At 39.0% G+C, this 16,291-nt stretch carries 16 protein-coding genes; 1 reads left to right on the forward strand and 15 read right to left on the reverse strand.

From position 1 onward, the window contains the following. Positions 1 to 30: 30 nt before the first annotated feature. From Q2U82_RS01155 to Q2U82_RS01195, 9 genes are all read right to left on the reverse strand, one after another. The gene (locus Q2U82_RS01155; RefSeq protein WP_410005934.1) at positions 31 to 1,197 is read right to left on the reverse strand and encodes an acyl-CoA dehydrogenase family protein; all 1,167 of its coding nucleotides are present in this window, start codon (positions 1,195 to 1,197) and stop codon (positions 31 to 33) included. A 47-nt stretch (positions 1,198 to 1,244) separates the two neighbouring features. Further along, a complete protein-coding gene (locus Q2U82_RS01160) occupies positions 1,245 to 2,129 on the reverse strand; it encodes a helix-hairpin-helix domain-containing protein (RefSeq protein ID WP_410005935.1) in 885 nt (294 codons plus the stop codon). Between the two features lie 12 nt (positions 2,130 to 2,141). Next, the gene (locus Q2U82_RS01165) at positions 2,142 to 3,767 is read right to left on the reverse strand and encodes an alanine/glycine:cation symporter family protein (RefSeq protein WP_410005936.1); all 1,626 of its coding nucleotides are present in this window, start codon (positions 3,765 to 3,767) and stop codon (positions 2,142 to 2,144) included. A gap of 102 nt (positions 3,768 to 3,869) precedes the next feature. Beyond that, positions 3,870 to 4,877 carry a potassium channel family protein gene (locus tag Q2U82_RS01170; RefSeq protein ID WP_410005937.1) on the reverse strand — a complete coding sequence of 336 codons (1,008 nt, stop codon included), beginning with the start codon at positions 4,875 to 4,877 and terminating at the stop codon, positions 3,870 to 3,872. Continuing rightward, positions 4,874 to 5,104: a PspC domain-containing protein gene (locus Q2U82_RS01175; RefSeq protein WP_410005938.1), complete on the reverse strand. Its 231-nt coding sequence runs from the start codon at positions 5,102 to 5,104 to the stop codon at positions 4,874 to 4,876. The genes Q2U82_RS01170 and Q2U82_RS01175 overlap by 4 nt, the downstream gene beginning before the upstream one ends. A gap of 68 nt (positions 5,105 to 5,172) precedes the next feature. Next, positions 5,173 to 6,465: a DUF2851 family protein gene (locus Q2U82_RS01180; RefSeq protein ID WP_410005939.1), complete on the reverse strand. Its 1,293-nt coding sequence runs from the start codon at positions 6,463 to 6,465 to the stop codon at positions 5,173 to 5,175. A gap of 54 nt (positions 6,466 to 6,519) precedes the next feature. Next, positions 6,520 to 6,897 (reverse strand): DUF202 domain-containing protein, encoded by a 378-nt coding sequence (locus Q2U82_RS01185; protein WP_410005940.1) that lies wholly within the window; start codon positions 6,895 to 6,897, stop codon positions 6,520 to 6,522. Between the two features lie 71 nt (positions 6,898 to 6,968). Beyond that, on the reverse strand, positions 6,969 to 8,327 hold the full coding sequence (locus tag Q2U82_RS01190) for a pyridoxal-phosphate dependent enzyme (protein ID WP_410005941.1): 1,359 nt from the start codon (positions 8,325 to 8,327) through the stop codon (positions 6,969 to 6,971). Between the two features lie 83 nt (positions 8,328 to 8,410). Beyond that, positions 8,411 to 9,646, reverse strand: coding sequence for an ABC transporter permease (locus tag Q2U82_RS01195; RefSeq protein WP_410005942.1), 1,236 nt, complete (start codon positions 9,644 to 9,646; stop codon positions 8,411 to 8,413). 9 nt (positions 9,647 to 9,655) lie between these two features. Here Q2U82_RS01195 and Q2U82_RS01200 point away from each other — a divergent pair, with 9 nt between their 5' ends. Then, the gene (locus Q2U82_RS01200; protein WP_410005943.1) at positions 9,656 to 10,888 is read left to right on the forward strand and encodes an exo-beta-N-acetylmuramidase NamZ domain-containing protein; all 1,233 of its coding nucleotides are present in this window, start codon (positions 9,656 to 9,658) and stop codon (positions 10,886 to 10,888) included. A 77-nt stretch (positions 10,889 to 10,965) separates the two neighbouring features. Here the strand turns inward: Q2U82_RS01200 and Q2U82_RS01205 are convergent, their stop codons facing one another. The 6 genes from Q2U82_RS01205 to Q2U82_RS01230 all read right to left on the reverse strand — a co-directional run bounded on the left by Q2U82_RS01205 (position 10,966) and on the right by Q2U82_RS01230 (position 16,198). Beyond that, positions 10,966 to 11,457 carry a YkgJ family cysteine cluster protein gene (locus Q2U82_RS01205; RefSeq protein ID WP_272855163.1) on the reverse strand — a complete coding sequence of 164 codons (492 nt, stop codon included), beginning with the start codon at positions 11,455 to 11,457 and terminating at the stop codon, positions 10,966 to 10,968. Between the two features lie 76 nt (positions 11,458 to 11,533). Continuing rightward, positions 11,534 to 13,174, reverse strand: coding sequence for an amidohydrolase (locus Q2U82_RS01210; protein ID WP_410005944.1), 1,641 nt, complete (start codon positions 13,172 to 13,174; stop codon positions 11,534 to 11,536). Positions 13,175 to 13,397: 223 nt separating this feature from the next. Next, positions 13,398 to 13,580, reverse strand: a complete 183-nt coding sequence (locus Q2U82_RS01215) for a hypothetical protein (protein ID WP_045081559.1) — start codon at positions 13,578 to 13,580, stop codon at positions 13,398 to 13,400. Positions 13,581 to 13,692: 112 nt separating this feature from the next. Further along, positions 13,693 to 14,118 (reverse strand): putative toxin-antitoxin system toxin component, PIN family, encoded by a 426-nt coding sequence (locus Q2U82_RS01220; RefSeq protein ID WP_272855165.1) that lies wholly within the window; start codon positions 14,116 to 14,118, stop codon positions 13,693 to 13,695. Further along, on the reverse strand, positions 14,099 to 14,329 hold the full coding sequence (gene vap15, locus Q2U82_RS01225) for a type II toxin-antitoxin system VapB15 family antitoxin (RefSeq protein WP_272855166.1): 231 nt from the start codon (positions 14,327 to 14,329) through the stop codon (positions 14,099 to 14,101). Before vap15 ends, Q2U82_RS01220 begins: the two co-directional genes overlap by 20 nt. 42 nt (positions 14,330 to 14,371) lie before the next feature. Beyond that, the gene (locus Q2U82_RS01230; protein WP_272855167.1) at positions 14,372 to 16,198 is read right to left on the reverse strand and encodes a TonB-dependent receptor; all 1,827 of its coding nucleotides are present in this window, start codon (positions 16,196 to 16,198) and stop codon (positions 14,372 to 14,374) included. Positions 16,199 to 16,291 lie beyond the last annotated feature (93 nt).

The raw sequence follows: 16,291 nt of genomic DNA on the forward strand, positions 1-16,291 counted from the left end.
TTGTAATTAGATTTAAGTATAAAGAAAATATTATGTCGCCGGCTTATACTCTTTTCCTTCTATGACCATCTTCGCAATAATCTCCCGAAGGATTTCAGATGTTCCACCACCAATGGGCCCCAATCTACTGTCACGCAACAAACGCGCCAAAGGATAATCTTCCATATAGCCATAACCACCCAAAAACTGAAGACATTCCGTCATAACTTCGTCGGAAACTTTGGTGGAGATAAGCTTGCTCATGGTAGCTTCCTTTACTACGTATTCACCGTCGTTCAATCTTTTTGCGGTAACGTAATTAAATGTTTTGCAGACCTCAATTTCACTTGCTATCTGCGCCACACGATGACGTAAAGCTTGAAACTTCGAAATGCTTTTTCCAAAGGCAAAACGGTCCTTCATATATTGAATGGTATATTCCAAAGCGAACTCGCTACGGGCGTGGGCATTGATGCCCATAATAAGCCTTTCCAAAGCGAAGTGCTGCATTATATAAGGAAATCCAGCGTTCTCTTCACCCATCAAATTTGTAGCAGGAATTTCAACATTATCGAAAGCTATTTCTCCAGTATCACTGGCACGCCAGCCCAATTTATCGAGTTTGGTTGCAGAAACGCCTTTTGCATCGCGGTCCACCACAAAAATGCTAATGCCTTTATTACCCAATTCAGGTGAAGTTTTTGCCGCAACTATCAAATAGTCACTGTAAATTCCGTTAGTGATAAATGTTTTTGAACCATTCAAAATATAGCTTTGGCCATTTTTAACGGCAGTAGTTCGCATTCCTGAAACATCGCTACCACCAAAAGGTTCGGTTATGCAAAGACATCCTATTTTTTCACCGGTAATGCTTGGCGCCAAATACTTTTCTTTTTGTTCGTGGTTTGCCTCTTTTTTAAGATGCGTCATCGCCAAATAGGCGTGTGCCCACATTGCTGCGGCAAAGCCACCACTATTCACTTTTTGAAGTTCTTCTAAAAAGATTACCGTATAAAAAAGATCGAGGTTCAAGCCACCGTATTCCTCTGGCTGATAGATTCCGAAGTAACCCATTTCGCCAAATTTCTCCCATATAAAACGTTCAATATGTCCCGTTTTTTCCCACTTTTCAATATGTGGCACTACTTCTTTTTGAAGAAAATCCTGAAAACTCTTTCTGAAAAATTCGTGTTCCTCTGTAAAATACATTTTACTCATACTGCTGTGATACTAATATTTATAAGCCTTTCGGCAATTTTTTCTATTTACTCAACGGACAAATATAACTGAATTAGCTGTAACTTTCTTTCCGTCATTCCTTCAATTTTCTCGAGTTCTTGAATGTCGGTTATTTTTTCACGAAGTCGGCGGAATTCCCAAATTTTCTTTGCCATTTCAAAAGAGATGCCGGGAATGGTTGCAATATCGGAAGCTGTGGCTTTATTCACATTAATTGTGAAAATTTCCCTTGGCGTTTTTACAGTGAAAAGATTTAAAGTTCGCTGCACAACGGAAGGTTCCAATCCATAAACATTGTAAAGTTGAACGTCATTAGAAAAACCACCTATCTTTTCACGATAGGAAATAATACGTTTGCTGAGTGCTTCGCCAATGCCGCTAACTTGTTGCAGTTGCACTTCGGTGGCTTTGTTGAGATCAATTTTTTGGGCGAAGGTTTTCGCTGTAAAACCCTTTTCACTTTTATAATCTTTGAAATCATTTCTTGGTTTCGGATTTGTAACCCAATCTGGAAATTTGAAATATGGGCTCAATTCAGCCAACAAAGAATCTGAAATCCCCGTAACTTTTTTAAAATCGGCTGCGGAATTGATCCATTTACCTTCCTTTCTGTATTGGAGCAAACGGTCAATTTCTTCGTTTGTCATTCCCAAAGTGTAGCCTTTGTAATCTGTTATGAAATTGGGATTGAAGGGATATTTTTTCGGCTTTCTATTTTCAATTTTACCAAGCCGAAGTGAATCCAATTCTTTTTGAGCAGAAACAATTTCTGCGGAAGAAATATCAAAAGCGTCTTCTTCTGAAAAATCCACGAACCAATAAACGCACAACAATGAAATGATAAGTAGCAACAAAAGTAAAATCCCACTCCGTTGTTGCTTATTGAACGTGAAGTGGGATTTTAATTCCATATTGTTTCGTTTTTACATATGCTTCTGCATATCTTCCAAACCATCATCAATCGCATCGTGTTTGGTGCGAATTGCATTCATATAGCGGTTCAATTCTTTTCTTACAACTGGCGTCAATAATACAACACCAATAATGTTAGGTACGACCATTGCAAAAATCATGGCATCGGAGAAGTTGATAACCGAACCAAGACTGATAACCGATCCAACCCATATAAAGATACAAAATAACAGTTTATAAATAAGCTCGGTAACTTTTCCTCTTCCAAAGAGATAAACCCAGCCCTGCATTCCGTAGTAGGACCACGATATCATTGTTGAAAAAGCGAATAGAATTACAGCCACAGTAAGTACTATTGAGAAATGTGGAATCACACTATCAAAAGCAGTTGCGGTAAGTTCTACCCCTTCTTTAACTTCCACTCCATATTGAATGATATTGTTGTCAAAATTGGTAATTACAATAACCAAAGCTGTCATAGTACATATAACCACAGTATCAATAAAAGGCTCCAAAAGTGCCACAATTCCTTCGGAAGCGGGATATTTTGTTCGCACTGCCGAGTGGGCAATAGCTGCTGAACCAACACCGGCTTCGTTTGAGAATGCCCCACGGCGAATCCCTTGAATCATTACCCCTACCAATCCACCTGCAATACCGAGTCCTGAGAAAGCACCTTCAAAAATTAATGCGAAAGCATCGCCAATGTGATGATAATTTGCAACCAAGATAACAAGTGCACCCAGAACATAGATTCCCGCCATAAACGGTACTATTTTTTCGGTTACTTTGGCAATACGCTTAATACCACCAATAATTACAATAGCAACAATAATTGCCATAACGATACCAAACCAAATTGATGCGCTGGTACCCTGTAATTCAAAAAGCTGTACAAACTGAGCTGCGGCTTGGTTTGCCTGGAACATATTTCCCCCACCAAAAGAGCCACCGATTACAAATATTGCAAATAGAATAGCAAGTACCTTACCTAAGCCCCCCATTCCTTTTTGGCCTAAACCTTTTTTAAGATAATACATTGGTCCACCGTAAACTGTACCATCTGGGCCAACATCACGGAATTTCACACCCAAAGTACATTCCGCAAATTTTGATGCCATACCTAAAACACCGGCAAGAATCATCCAAAAAGTTGCTCCAGGACCTCCAATAGAAAGTGCAACAGCAACTCCTGCAATATTTCCTAATCCTACTGTTGCAGAAAGTGCTGCAGTTAATGCTTGAAAGTGGGAAACCTCTCCTTCTGCACTATCATCACGAATAGTTTCAATTAGATTTTCCTGTTCGTTAGGCGTTACGTCACCATAAAGTGTATCTGCTCCATGTTTTTCAATATCTTCATATTTTCCTCGAACAACACGTAGTGCAGTAACAAAACCAGTGATATTAATTAGCTTGAAATAGACGGTGAAATATAGCGCACCTCCAATCAGCACTATGAGTACCCACGGTATCTGAAAAGATTCTGAAAAGGGAATTTCGTAGAATATTAATTCGACAAACCAGCCCGTATATTTTTGGAATATTGCATCAACTTGTTCAGAAGCAGTAGTCTCCTGTGCAAAAGTGAAAATTGGAATTAAAAATGAAATTAGCGAAAGAAGATATTTCTTCATAGTGGAGTTTTAAAATGAAACGTTTTTTGAATTAAAACGAAGCAAGATGCTTAAAAAAATTTACAATTTCAAAGAATTGATTAGAAATTTGTTAACGCTTTCTTAAACGCCGTACTCTTTTTTAAGTTTCTCTATTTGGTTGGGGCGTCCAATCAAAATAAGTTTTGATTTTTTTTGAAGAACAAGTGAAGCTTCTGGATTTACTATATATTCCCCGTTTGGGGAACGGTAACCAATTATGGAACAACCCGTTTTTTTGCGAACATCCAAATCCTGTATGGCCTGTTCTTTTCCGTTTGGGCACATTTTTTCAAAAGGAATCTGTTCTACATTAATGCTGTCTTCCTGCCCTGAAACCGTGAGATTATCCAAAAATTCTACCAGATCAGGAACCACTACAAGAGATGCCATATGGTCGCCGCCAATTTTATCTGGCATAATTACGTTATCCGCTCCTGCTAGTTTCATCTTTTTGTAGCTGGTCTCTTCACTTGCGCGGCTAATTATTTTTAGATTTTTGTTCATCTGTCGCGCGGAAAGCACTACAAAAAGGTTATCGGCATCGCTGGGCGTAGCACATATCAATGTGGAAGCTCTTTCTATACCCGCTTTCAAAAGGATTTCATCTTCAATGGCGTTTCCCAAAATGAACAAAGTATTTTCGTCGGAAAAACGATCAATCACCTCTTCATTCTTTTCTATAATTACAAAGGGACGGTTGTAAGCCAACAATTTCTGGGCTGCTTGTTTTCCGTTTCTTCCGAAGCCGCAAACAATAATATGATCATGCATGGATTCCAATTTTCTTTGCACTTTTTTCTGTCTTAAAACACCAATGTTTTTACTTAAAATATATTCCGTGATAACCGAAATGGCATACCCAACGATAAAGATACTGGAAATGATGAGAAGCGAAACAAAAATTTTTTCGGAAGGGCTCAACGGCATCACTTCGCCATAACCTACGGTTGTAATGGTAATTACAGTCATATAGATAGCATCAATCCAGCTGTAGTCCGAAAAAAACCGAAACCCGAAAATACCCGTCATAAACACAACGAGCAATAAAAGCAGCGCAACTGTTATTTTGGAAGTGAAAAAATTCTTCATAAATCAAAAACCGAGGTTCGTTTTGTGTTTACAAGGTCTTTTAATTTTAAAAGAAATGCCAACGTAAGATAGATGGCAAAACCAGCGCCCAAAGTGGCAAATGAAACATAAATAAAAAAAAGCCGTACGTTTTTTGCACGCATACCCAATCTGTCTGCGAAACGGGAAGACACGTAAAAGCCACGTTTTTCAAGATAATGGCGCAATGAATATACAGCTTGCAACATATTCGCAAATTACACTTTTTCAGTCTAAATCATTATGCCTATAAAAAGAAAAATCAGTCTTTTATTTATTAATTCTTCGTGATATTTACTTCGGAATTAAGTATTGAATTCCCAATTGCGCAATGCAAACACCTGTTTTTATCACAGTACTCACTCTTTAATTGAAGTAATGCCTGACTTTGATACGAGCTTTTTGAAATTTCTTTCAAGGAATTAAATTTCTTTACAATTGTATTTTCTTCACAAGAAATTTTAGAGGCCAGCTCCATTATTTCTTCAGAAATGTCTTTGCCCTGTTGTACTGCATAGCAAAATTTTAGCGGAATAATCGTATTGATTATTAAAAGGTCCATAAAACTTTTGCTGATGCGTTTTTTTCGCTCCATTGAACCAACTCCGAAATTAAAGTGGGTATCCCAATATTCACTTCCAGTTACATTGAAAAGTGTATATAGCTCATTCACACTTTGTGCAGCAATTATTTTTGAAAACAAGTTTTCTTGCTCAAAATAAAGCATCGTAAATTGTGCCAAACGCACCGTCGGGAAATTGGGCGGACGAAGCCTAAAAAATTTAGGAGAGATTACATTTTCGTTTTGCAATTGAAATTTATGTTTTAGATATGCATAATTGGCTTTCAGCGTTTTGAAATACCAATCTTCTGTTTCTCCATCCAATAATCCTGCTTGCCCCATTAAAAGTGCTTCCAAATCCTGCCGCTCTTGCCTGCATTTTTTTACTACAGAAAAATCAATTGATTTTGCAATGCTGAAAAAAGAATCGCCATTAACCTTCAACCCGAAGTTTTTACAAAGCATTCTAAAAAGTAAGCTTTCCCAGTGGTTTTGGGTATTTTTCAGTTCTTTCAGAAGTATTTCTTCTTTCTTTTGAAGTCTTTCAAGATAGAGTCTCTCTAACCAATTTTCAACAGTGAAGGCATTAACAGAGTCAAAATCATTTTCACAACTAATCCATTTTTTTTCTTTTGAAAAAAGCTTTTGATATTGCTCTAAAGTAGGCTTAGGAATGTGTTTTTTTACAGTAAATGTTGGAATAACCGAACCATCTTTTCTATAAATTTCAGCATCGTGCTCCCAGACCACGTGCAGAATCACATTGTCATAGGCCGGATCCATTTCGTGGGCATGTGCATACCAATCTGATGATTTTACATGCAATTCAACATTGCCCGCCCACAATTGGCCGTTTAGTTCAATTTGCGCATTAAAAAAATCAGGCCCTGAATTTAAATTGTGGCTCCCTTGTTTCTTAACGTGTAGAATTTCGTTATTTGAAGTGTAAAAATTGCCCACCTCCAACTTCTGAAATTTCCACACATAGTGCAGAAAATCTTCTTTCATCTATAAAAAAATTAGGGGGAGCAATAAAGGTATTACGTAAATATAAGAAAAAAATTATTCTGCCGTAGCTTTTTCTTTTTCTATCTGTGTATCAGCATCTTTCTTTACTTTTTCCGAAATGGTATCAACAAAAAGAACGCGGTTCCACTTATACAATCGGCGATACAAAAGCACATAACGAAAAATGCCAACAGCTAAAAAAATAATGCAGACAGCCAATGCAACATAACCCAACCAGTGGATATTTCTAAAATCTTTGAGTTGAAGTATAGCTATTCCGCCCAAAAGAAGATAAAGCGACGAACGAATATAGGAAAGCAGGGTTCGCTCATTGGCCAACTTAGTGCGTTCCAATGCCAAAATTTCGTTGGTATTGGCCGGCACAGGCTTGGTTCTTAAAAATCGAAATAATTTTTTTGCTTCGTCTTTCATTTCAGTTTAAAATTAACAAAAATCCCGCTCCATTTAAAGGGAAGCGGGATATTATTTTAATTTGAGTAAAACTACAATGCGCGAATAATGTCGTGCTTTGTAATTATATTGTAGTTGCCATCTCCCAAATCCACTAAAACTGCGTTATTTTCCTTGTGGATTAATTTTGAGATTTCTTCGATAGGCGTGCTCTTTTTTACAATTGGGAAAGGTTTGTGCATTACTTCCTTTATCGGTAGATCGGCCACATTTTTGTTTTCCAAATATTTTCGAAGCAGATCGGTTTCGTCCAAAGCGCCCACAAAACCTGAAGTATCTTCTACGGGAATTTGGCTGATGTGGTATTTTTTCATCCTTTCGATAGCGTGGCCAACCAGTTCTTCAGTTTTCACTGTAATTAAAGGTTTGTCTGCGTGCTCCTGTATCAAATCGGAAGCATTTTTAGCTTCATCTTCAACAAAACCACGTTCGCGCATCCACTCGTCATTGTACATTTTGCCTACGTAACGACTGCCGTGATCGTGGAAAAGCACTACTACTACATCATCTTTCGTGAATTTATCCTTCAATTGAAGCAAGCCTTTTATTGCCGCTCCTGCTGAATTTCCCAAAAAGAAACCTTCCATTTTGGCAAGTTTTTGGGTGTAGATTGCGGCGTCTTTATCGGTTACTTTCACAAAACCGTCAATAACACTAAAATCAACATTCTTAGGAAGAATATCCTCGCCAATCCCTTCAGTGATGTATGGATAGATTTCGTTTTCATCAAAAATTCCTGTTTCGTGGTATTTCTTGAAAACACTACCGTAAGTATCAATTCCCCAAATTTTTACGTTCGGGTTTTGTTCTTTTAAATATTTTCCCACACCGCTGATGGTTCCTCCGGTTCCAACACCCACCACAAAATGTGTTACTTTTCCGTCAGTCTGCTTCCAGATTTCTGGGCCGGTGCTTTCATAATGTGCCTTGGTGTTGCTGAGATTATCATATTGGTTTACGTACCAACTGTTGGGAGTTTCCTCCGCCAATCGTTTTGAAGTGGAATAATAACTGCGTGGATCTTCGGGAGCAACGTTTGTGGGACAAACAATTACTTTGCTGCCAACGGCTTTCAGAATATCAATCTTTTCCTTGCTCTGTTTGTCGCTGATTACACAGACCATTTTATAGCCTTTTACAATTGCGGCAAGTGCAAGGCCCATTCCCGTGTTTCCAGAGGTTCCCTCGATGATGGTTCCGCCCGGTTTCAGTCTTCCGTCTGCTTCGGCATCTTCAATCATTGTTAAGGCCATTCGGTCTTTAACCGAATTTCCTGGATTGAAAGTTTCGTATTTGGCGAGCACCAAAGCGGGAATATCCCCAATTATCTTGTTGATTTTTACCATTGGCGTGTTGCCGATGGTTCCCAATATATTTTCTGCGTATTCCATATTAAATTTTAGAAGGAAACTCCTTCGCGTAAAGCTTCAAAGTTCGAGGGCAAAGGTACAAAAGCCATTGGTTTTCCCAATGCTTACTCAAACCGAATTGCCTTCACCGGAGAAATTTTCGCAATTATAAAAGAAGGAATCAAAAGCATTAAAAGACAAAGCAGAAATGTGCCTGCATTCAATATTAAAATATAGTCCCAATTCAAATAAACAGGGGCTTCGTTTACGTAGTAAGTATCTGGATTTAATTTGAAAATCTTACCGTATTTCTGAATTAAAAGTAAACCAATCCCTATAATATTTCCCCAAAAAAGCCCCACACCAATCAAATACATCGCGTTATAAAGAAACACTTTCCGCACGCTCCAATCGCTGCTGCCAAGGGCTTTCAGAATACCAATCATTTGCGTTCGCTCTAAAATTAAAACCAATAATGCAGTAATCATATTAATTCCAGCCACCAAAATCATAATCCCGATAATCATAATAATATTGAAATCGAAAAGATCGAGCCACTCAAAAATAGAAGCGTATTTATCGCGAATGGTTTGTGTATCTAATGTGCTTCCCGTTTCATTATAAACCTCGTTTCCTATTGGAATTATTTGATCAAAGTCAGTTACAAAAACTTCAAAAGCGCCAATTTGATCGTCTTCCCATTTGTTCAATCGCTGAATGTGGCGAATGTCTGTAATTATAAACTGTTCATCAAACTGCTGAAAGCCGCTGTTATAAATTCCAACAATATCAAAACCACGACTTCGCGGGGTTTTGGAAACTTCATCATTCAGAAAAAAAGTAGTTACTTTATCGCCTAATTTCAGGTGTAATCGATTCGCCAAATACTCTGAAATAAGGATGTCCTCATTTATATCGCCTTTAAAATCCGGCAGTTTGCCTTCAACCAAATAATCTTTGAAATACTCCCAATCGTAATCGTCGCCAACGCCTTTTACCACCACGCCCTCAAAATCTGTTTCGGTACGGATTACGCCGCCTTTGGAAGCCGTAACCTGCACATGCTTTATACCGTCAATGTCTTTAAACGTTGGATAAAACGGCTGGTTTTTCGAAATCGGGTTTTGGGAATCGTTGGAAAAATTAGTATCGAAATTCGTGATAATAATGTCGCCATTAAAAGCCGAAACCTTTTCGCGAATCTTTTTTTGAAGTCCAACACCTGTGGCAATGGAAATTAGCATCATAATAATACCGAGCGCGATTGCGGTAATTGCAATTTTTATTATCGGTGCCGAAATACTACTTTTATAGTCCTTGGAGGCAATGATGCGCCGAGCGATGAAAAATTCGAAATTCACTATGATTTTATGGGCTTAACTTTTTTCAAAAATACAGTTTTATTGGTTGTTTTGACTATTTTTTCCTGCGGAAGTTCTACTGAGAAGAAGGGAGAAAGAGAAGATATAAAAGAGAATCAAGAAGCAAGAACCAAGAATCAAGACGAACAAATCATCGTTGGTGCGGAGCAATTTCATCTTTATTCTGATTTGTTGAAAGGTAAAAACGTGGGCGTGATTGCCAACCAAACTTCATTTTTAGAAAATGAAAAGCAACATTTAGTAGATTTCCTAATTTCGAAAAAAGTTTCAGTAAAAAAAGTCTTCGCCCCAGAACACGGCTTTCGTGGCACCGCCGATGCTGGTGAACATGTAAAAGATGGCGTGGATTCTAAAACTGGCGTTCCCCTAATTTCGCTTTACGGAAGTAATAAAAAGCCATCACAAGAGCAATTGAAGGGAATTGATTTAATTGTATTCGATATTCAAGATGTGGGCGCACGCTTTTACACCTACATTTCAACACTTCATTATGTTATGGAAGCTTGCGCTGAAGCAGGTATTCCTGTGATTGTTTTAGATCGTCCAAACCCTAATGGACGGTATATTGACGGCCCAATTTTGGAACCCGAAAACCAGAGTTTCGTAGGTATGCACCCTATTCCAGTAGTTCACGGAATGACTATTGGCGAATATGCACAGATGATAAATGGCGAAGGCTGGTTAAAAGATAAAATAAAATGCAAATTGACTGTGGTTGAAATGCAAAACTACACGCACGAAACACCTTATGCACTTCCAATAAAACCATCCCCCAACCTGCCGAACGACCAAGCCATAAACCTCTACCCCAGCCTTTGTTTTTTTGAAGGAACATTTATAAACGCCGGTCGCGGAACCGAGATGCAATTTCAGGTTTTTGGCGCGCCCAGTTTACCTGCTTCAGAATATACTTTTGAATATACGCCACAATCCAACGAAGGTGCAAAAAGTCCAAAATTCAAAGGGCAACTTTGCCATGGAAAAGACCTTCGGAAAGAACCACGTTTGAATAAAATTAACTTGGAATGGTTGATTGATGCTTACAACGCAAATGGAAAAAAGAAAGATTTTTTCAATTCATTCTTTGTGAAACTCGCAGGAACGGATACATTACAAAAACAAATTGAGCAAGGTTTATCTGCGGAAGAAATTCGGGATTCCTGGAAAGATGGGCTTGTTAGTTTTCAGAAGATTCGGGAAAAGTATTTACTTTATCCTTGAAAAAAGTCTCAGTCTCAGTCGCAGTTTTCAGTGGCAATAAACAGTTTTAATTTACTGAAAACTGCGACTGCGACTGCCTACTTAATTATTCGTTTCATCTCCTCCACAATATTATAAGCCGCTGGGCAAATGGCGACATTTTTCATCGTTAGGTTTGAAATCTGTTGAAACTTTTTTCTGTCTGTATGTGGAAATTCGCGACAAGCTTTCGGGCGTACGTCGTAAATGCTACAGTAATTATCGGCTCCCAAAAAAGTACAGGGAACGCTTTGCAGCACGTAATCTTTATCTTCGTCAATCCGCAAATAGGTTTCGATGAATTGCTGCGGCTTCATCCGGAAATGTTTTGAAATCCGCTCAATGTCCTTATCCGTGAAAAGCGGCCCGGTAGTTTTACAGCAATTGGCGCAGGTGAGACAATCTGTTCTTTTAAATTCTGCTTCGTGCAACTCCCGCATCAAACTGTCGAGGTGTTTGGGCGGTTTTTTCTTCAGCTTTGCGAAAAACTTTTTGTTTTCTGCTTCGGCTTCCTTTGCTTTTTGGGGAAGTTGTTTTAGGATGTTTTCCATCTTTGATTTTTCCCTGTGCTCTCTGTGGCTCTGTGGTAAAAAATAACCATGGAGGCACAGAGGACACAGAGTTTATTTATTTGGCTTCGTAAACCAATTCGCCGTTAATGAATGTTGCCACTACTTTCGTTTTGGGCAATTCGGCTTCTTCTACCTTCATAATGTCCTTATCGAGAATGGTGAAATCAGCAAACTTTCCTACTTCGATACTTCCCTTTTCATTCTCTTCAAAATTGGCGAAAGCCGCCCAAATGGTCATTCCTTTTAAGGCTTCCTCGCGAGTTAAGGCATCCTTCATTTGAAAACCGTTTTCGGGGTAATTTTTTAAATCCTTTCGGGCAACGGCGGCGTAAAAGGTGTACATCGGGTTAACGTGTTCCACCGGAAAATCGGTTCCCAAGGCAACCATTCCTGCTTCATCGAGCAATTTTTTATAGGCATAGGCGCCCTTCATCCGTTCGGCCCCCACTCTATCCTCGGCCCAATACATATCGCTGGTGGCGTGCGTGGGCTGTACCGACGGAAGAATGTTATTGTTGTCGTTAAAATAATCGAAATCCGTCGCTGAGATAATCTGCGCATGCTCCACGCGCCAACGTCTATCGGTCTGGCCTTCCAACGCTTTTTTATACGCTCGAAGCACGGCAATATTCGCGGAATCGCCAATGGCGTGGGTGTTCATCTGAAATTCGGATGCGGCAATTTTTTCAGCTAAATAATTCAAGCTATCTGCCGTAGTAATCATCGCCCCAAAATGATGGGGCATATCGCTGTACGGCTCGCGCATCGCGGCACCGCGGGAACCCAGCGCGCCATCGGCATACACTTTAAAGGAACGGACGTTCAATCTGTCGGTTTTATAGATGCCTTTGTTCAAATAATAGTCGCGATTTTTTGGATTGTTGCTGACCATCGCATACATCCGGAGCTTGAATTTTCCCTGTTTTTGAAGCGTATCGATCAATTCGATAATAATTCTTCCCAAGCCAGCGTCATCTACCGTTGTCAAACCATATTGCAGGCAGATTTTTTCGGCTTCCAAAAGGGCTTCGGCTGAAACTTCACTGGTAATTTCGGGAAAAGTTTCTCTCACCAAAGCCATTGGGGCATCGATGATTACGCCCGTGGGTTCGCCGTTTTCCAAAACAACTTCGCCTCCGGCCACTTTCGTCTTGGCAGTAATTCCGGCAAGTTCCAATGCTTTTGAATTTACCAAATACGCGTGGCCATCAACCCGTTGTAACGCCACCGGGGTTTCGGGAAAGAGGGAATCTAGCTCTTTTTTAGTGGGGAAATTTTTATCCTCCCAATCGTTTTGGTCCCACCCGCGGCCAATGATATAGGGCATATTCTTTTCTTCCTGAAATGCCACCACTCGCCCCAAAATTTCTTCATAACTGGTAGTGCCGACCAAATCCACATTCTGCAGGCCGAGGCCAAGGCCATACAAATGGGCGTGGGCATCAATCAGCCCGGGAACCACGGTATTGCCTTTGGCGTCGTAAGTTTCCTTAATATTATATTTCAGTTCGAGTTCGGGTTTTAGGCCTATTTCGAGGATTTTTCCATCTTTTACCACAAGTGCATTTGCCGTGCTGAAATCTTTATCGACCGTATAAATTGTTGCATTTTTAATCAATAAGTCTGCGGAAAGTTTTTCTGGGGCACAGGATGCAATAGCTGTCGTAGTCAGTAATAAGAGTAATAATTTTTTCATGGTTGATTTTATTGAGGTGTAAAAATAGAAAACATCCGCCAAAGACGGATGTTTTAATATATTTTTCGCTTTGATAGATTGCGGGAAGAATGATGGACCGTCAGAATATCGATACGTTTTTTGGAAACTATCCTGTAAATAATTCTATAATTTCCTTTTACTGAATCCTTGGAAATATAATCAAGAATGTCCTTTAAATCATCCTTGGATTGTTTTGTCTAATTTATTTGAACCATTTTTCCAGTTCGATATCCAATTGCGCGTCCGAAATTACTTCGTCATTATTAGACTGTGAAATTCCTTTTTCAATTTTCTCAATAAGAATAAGTCTTTCCACTAAATCATCAATGGAAAATTCGTCAGGTAATTTAGATAAATGTGATTGTACTATCTTTTTGGTCAACATATTGCAAATATTTAAAACGAAGATACAACTGAAAAACTTACCGGTCAAACTTATAGGTAACCTCGCCAATCCTTGAATTCCCTGAATCGAATATTGCAGCCATTTTTAATAATTAATCAATTTCCGCAATTACTTTTTCAAATTCAGCTGGGGATAAAATTTTTGCAGTTTCGAACGGGTTATGTAGTAACAAATCCTTATCTCCCGTTACTAAATAATCCGCTTTGGAAAAGTTTATCAAATCCAATAAAAAATTATCCTTTGGGTCGCGATTTATGAAATGGATTGGCCTTATTTGAACGTTTGTTCCAATTGCTTCAAGAAATTCAATTAATTCAGACACCTTCTCTTCGGGAAAATATTTTTGAAGTGCTGGCCTTTTGGTTACTCGTTCTATTTCTTCAATTAATTGTGCAGTATAAACAATCCGGATGTTGCCATTTACAATGAGACTCTTTATATTTCCAAGTCTTTTTCCTATTAAAAAACTTATCCAAACATTGGTGTCGAAAATAACCTTAACGTTTTTGTTCGTCATAGATATCTTGTCTAACTTTTTCCACCTCGGCATCTATAGTTTCAAGTGAAAGCTCATCGGTTTTAAAGGTTTCAAGCAATTTTGACAATTTTGAATCTATAATCTCCCTTTCCAATTCCTTTGAAAGTTTAATTCTTTCCCTTTTTGGCAAACTTTTTATCAAAGCAAGAATTTGCTCGAAGGTTATTTCTATTTGAAGTGCGGCTTTCATTTTCTGCTTTTTTTCAAAGTTACTGAAAATTTTGACAACTAATTACCAATCAAACTTATAGGTAACCCCCGCCAATCCTTGAATTCCTTGAACAGGGTAATTAAGCCATTTTTCATAATTATCACTAAAAAGATTGCTAACCTTCACAAATGCTGAAAGTCTATCCGTGAATCTATACCCAAAGTGAAGATTGGCATCAACGTAGCCATCCAAAGTTACCTCTTGACCTACGGAATTCCCGAAAGGATCATTATTATAAACCAAATCCTTACGCTCGCCCACATAAAACAAGGAAGCGCCACCGTATAATTTTTCGGTAATGTTGAAATCTGAAAACACCGAAGCCTTTAAATCGGGCAAGTTCCACGCTTCGTTTTGCAAATCTGTACTGTAACTATTATACGTTCCGTTTATTCCCAATGTGAATGTATTTGAAACCTCCACTTTCAGCTCCGCGAAGAAAGCAAGTGTATTCACATCGTCATAAACCACGTTGAAGGAATTTCCGTATTCATATCCTTCAAAACTTGCGTTGTAAATCTTTAAAGGATTCATTTGAAAAAGCGCACGGTTTTCATCTTTTCCGTAAGAAGCCCGAACATTGTAGGCCACAGAATTAGAGATTTTCCCTTTAATTCCGCCGAAACCTTCGTAGAGTTTTTTAGTTGGAGCAATATTTAAGGTAGGCGAAACAAATGGGTTTTCTTCCTTAAAATTATAGTAGGAATTTTGTTGAAGCCCACCTTCTGCCCCTCCGTAAACAATCACGGTTTCGTCCAATAAACGATACGATGTATTCAACCTGGGGTATAGCGAAAAGTCCGTGTCGCTGTTTTCGGAATCCAAACTCACGTTTGCCGCAACGCCCAATGAAACCGATAGATCATTATTTATAAAAGTAATAGACGGTGCCAAGCCTGCGTTTAAATAATTGTATTTAATTTCTGAAGTGTTTGTGTAATTTCTGTCAAAACTTCCACTTAAATAATCGATATCGCCGTCAATATTAAAAGTCAAATTTTCCAACGGAAATGAAAACTCAGGCTTCAAAGTAGCATTAAATTCCGAAGAAGAAAACGCATCGCCCAAATAGCGAATGTTCAAAGCCGCCTTTTCAAAAAACGAATCGTCCAACGCAATACTTCCGCCCGCGTAACCGCTGAAATACATTTGCAACGGATCAATATCAGCAATCACGTTATCGGGATACGTTACGTAATCTTCGGGCAAACCGTACCAGTTGTATATTTGATGCTCCACGCCAGCATCAAGCCTGTAGGTTGCATCTTTTTGTCTGCTTGTATAATTCGCATCAAGGCTGGTATCGTAATATTTATTGTCCAATTTCACATCTTTTATATCGCCCTGCGAAGAATTGTGCCGAAAGAAAAAACCAGCGTTATCAGTTCGGCTGATTTCAAAATTGCTGTAAAATTCGCCCAAAATGGAAGTGTAGTTTCCGAAGCCCAGCGTTGCGTAATTATCGTATAATTTTATGGGTTTTGTCTTTTCAACCGTAGTAGCCTTGCCTTTCGCAGGTGTAAAAGTAGAAGCCACCGGAACCGAGAAAATACTGTACTTCACCTCCTTTTTTGTGGTTGAAATGGAATCGTTCAATTCAGGGGTTTCCTTTACTTTAAAGGCGTCCGAAATTGTGGGCGTATATGGTTTTACGATGTTTACTACTTCGGGATCCAGTTCCTTTTCTTGGGCGGTTACGGAAAAACCCACAGCAAATAAGGCAATGAGGAAGAACATCCCCCTCAATCCCCCTTCAAAGGGGGAAGTAGCTCCCTCCCTTTGAAGTGAGGGCTGGGGTGGGATGTTTTTTATGTCTGATGAAAATCCTGTTTTAAGGGTCTTGAACATAGTTTTTATTTTTGAGTCTTTTTTATAGTTTTCTCTGTGTCCTCTGCGCCTCTGCGGTGGAATATTTTACCGCAAAGCCGCAGAGAGCGCAAA

Source organism: Aequorivita nionensis (assembly GCF_046352995.1).
GTDB classification, from domain to species: Bacteria; Bacteroidota; Bacteroidia; order Flavobacteriales; family Flavobacteriaceae; genus Aequorivita; species Aequorivita nionensis.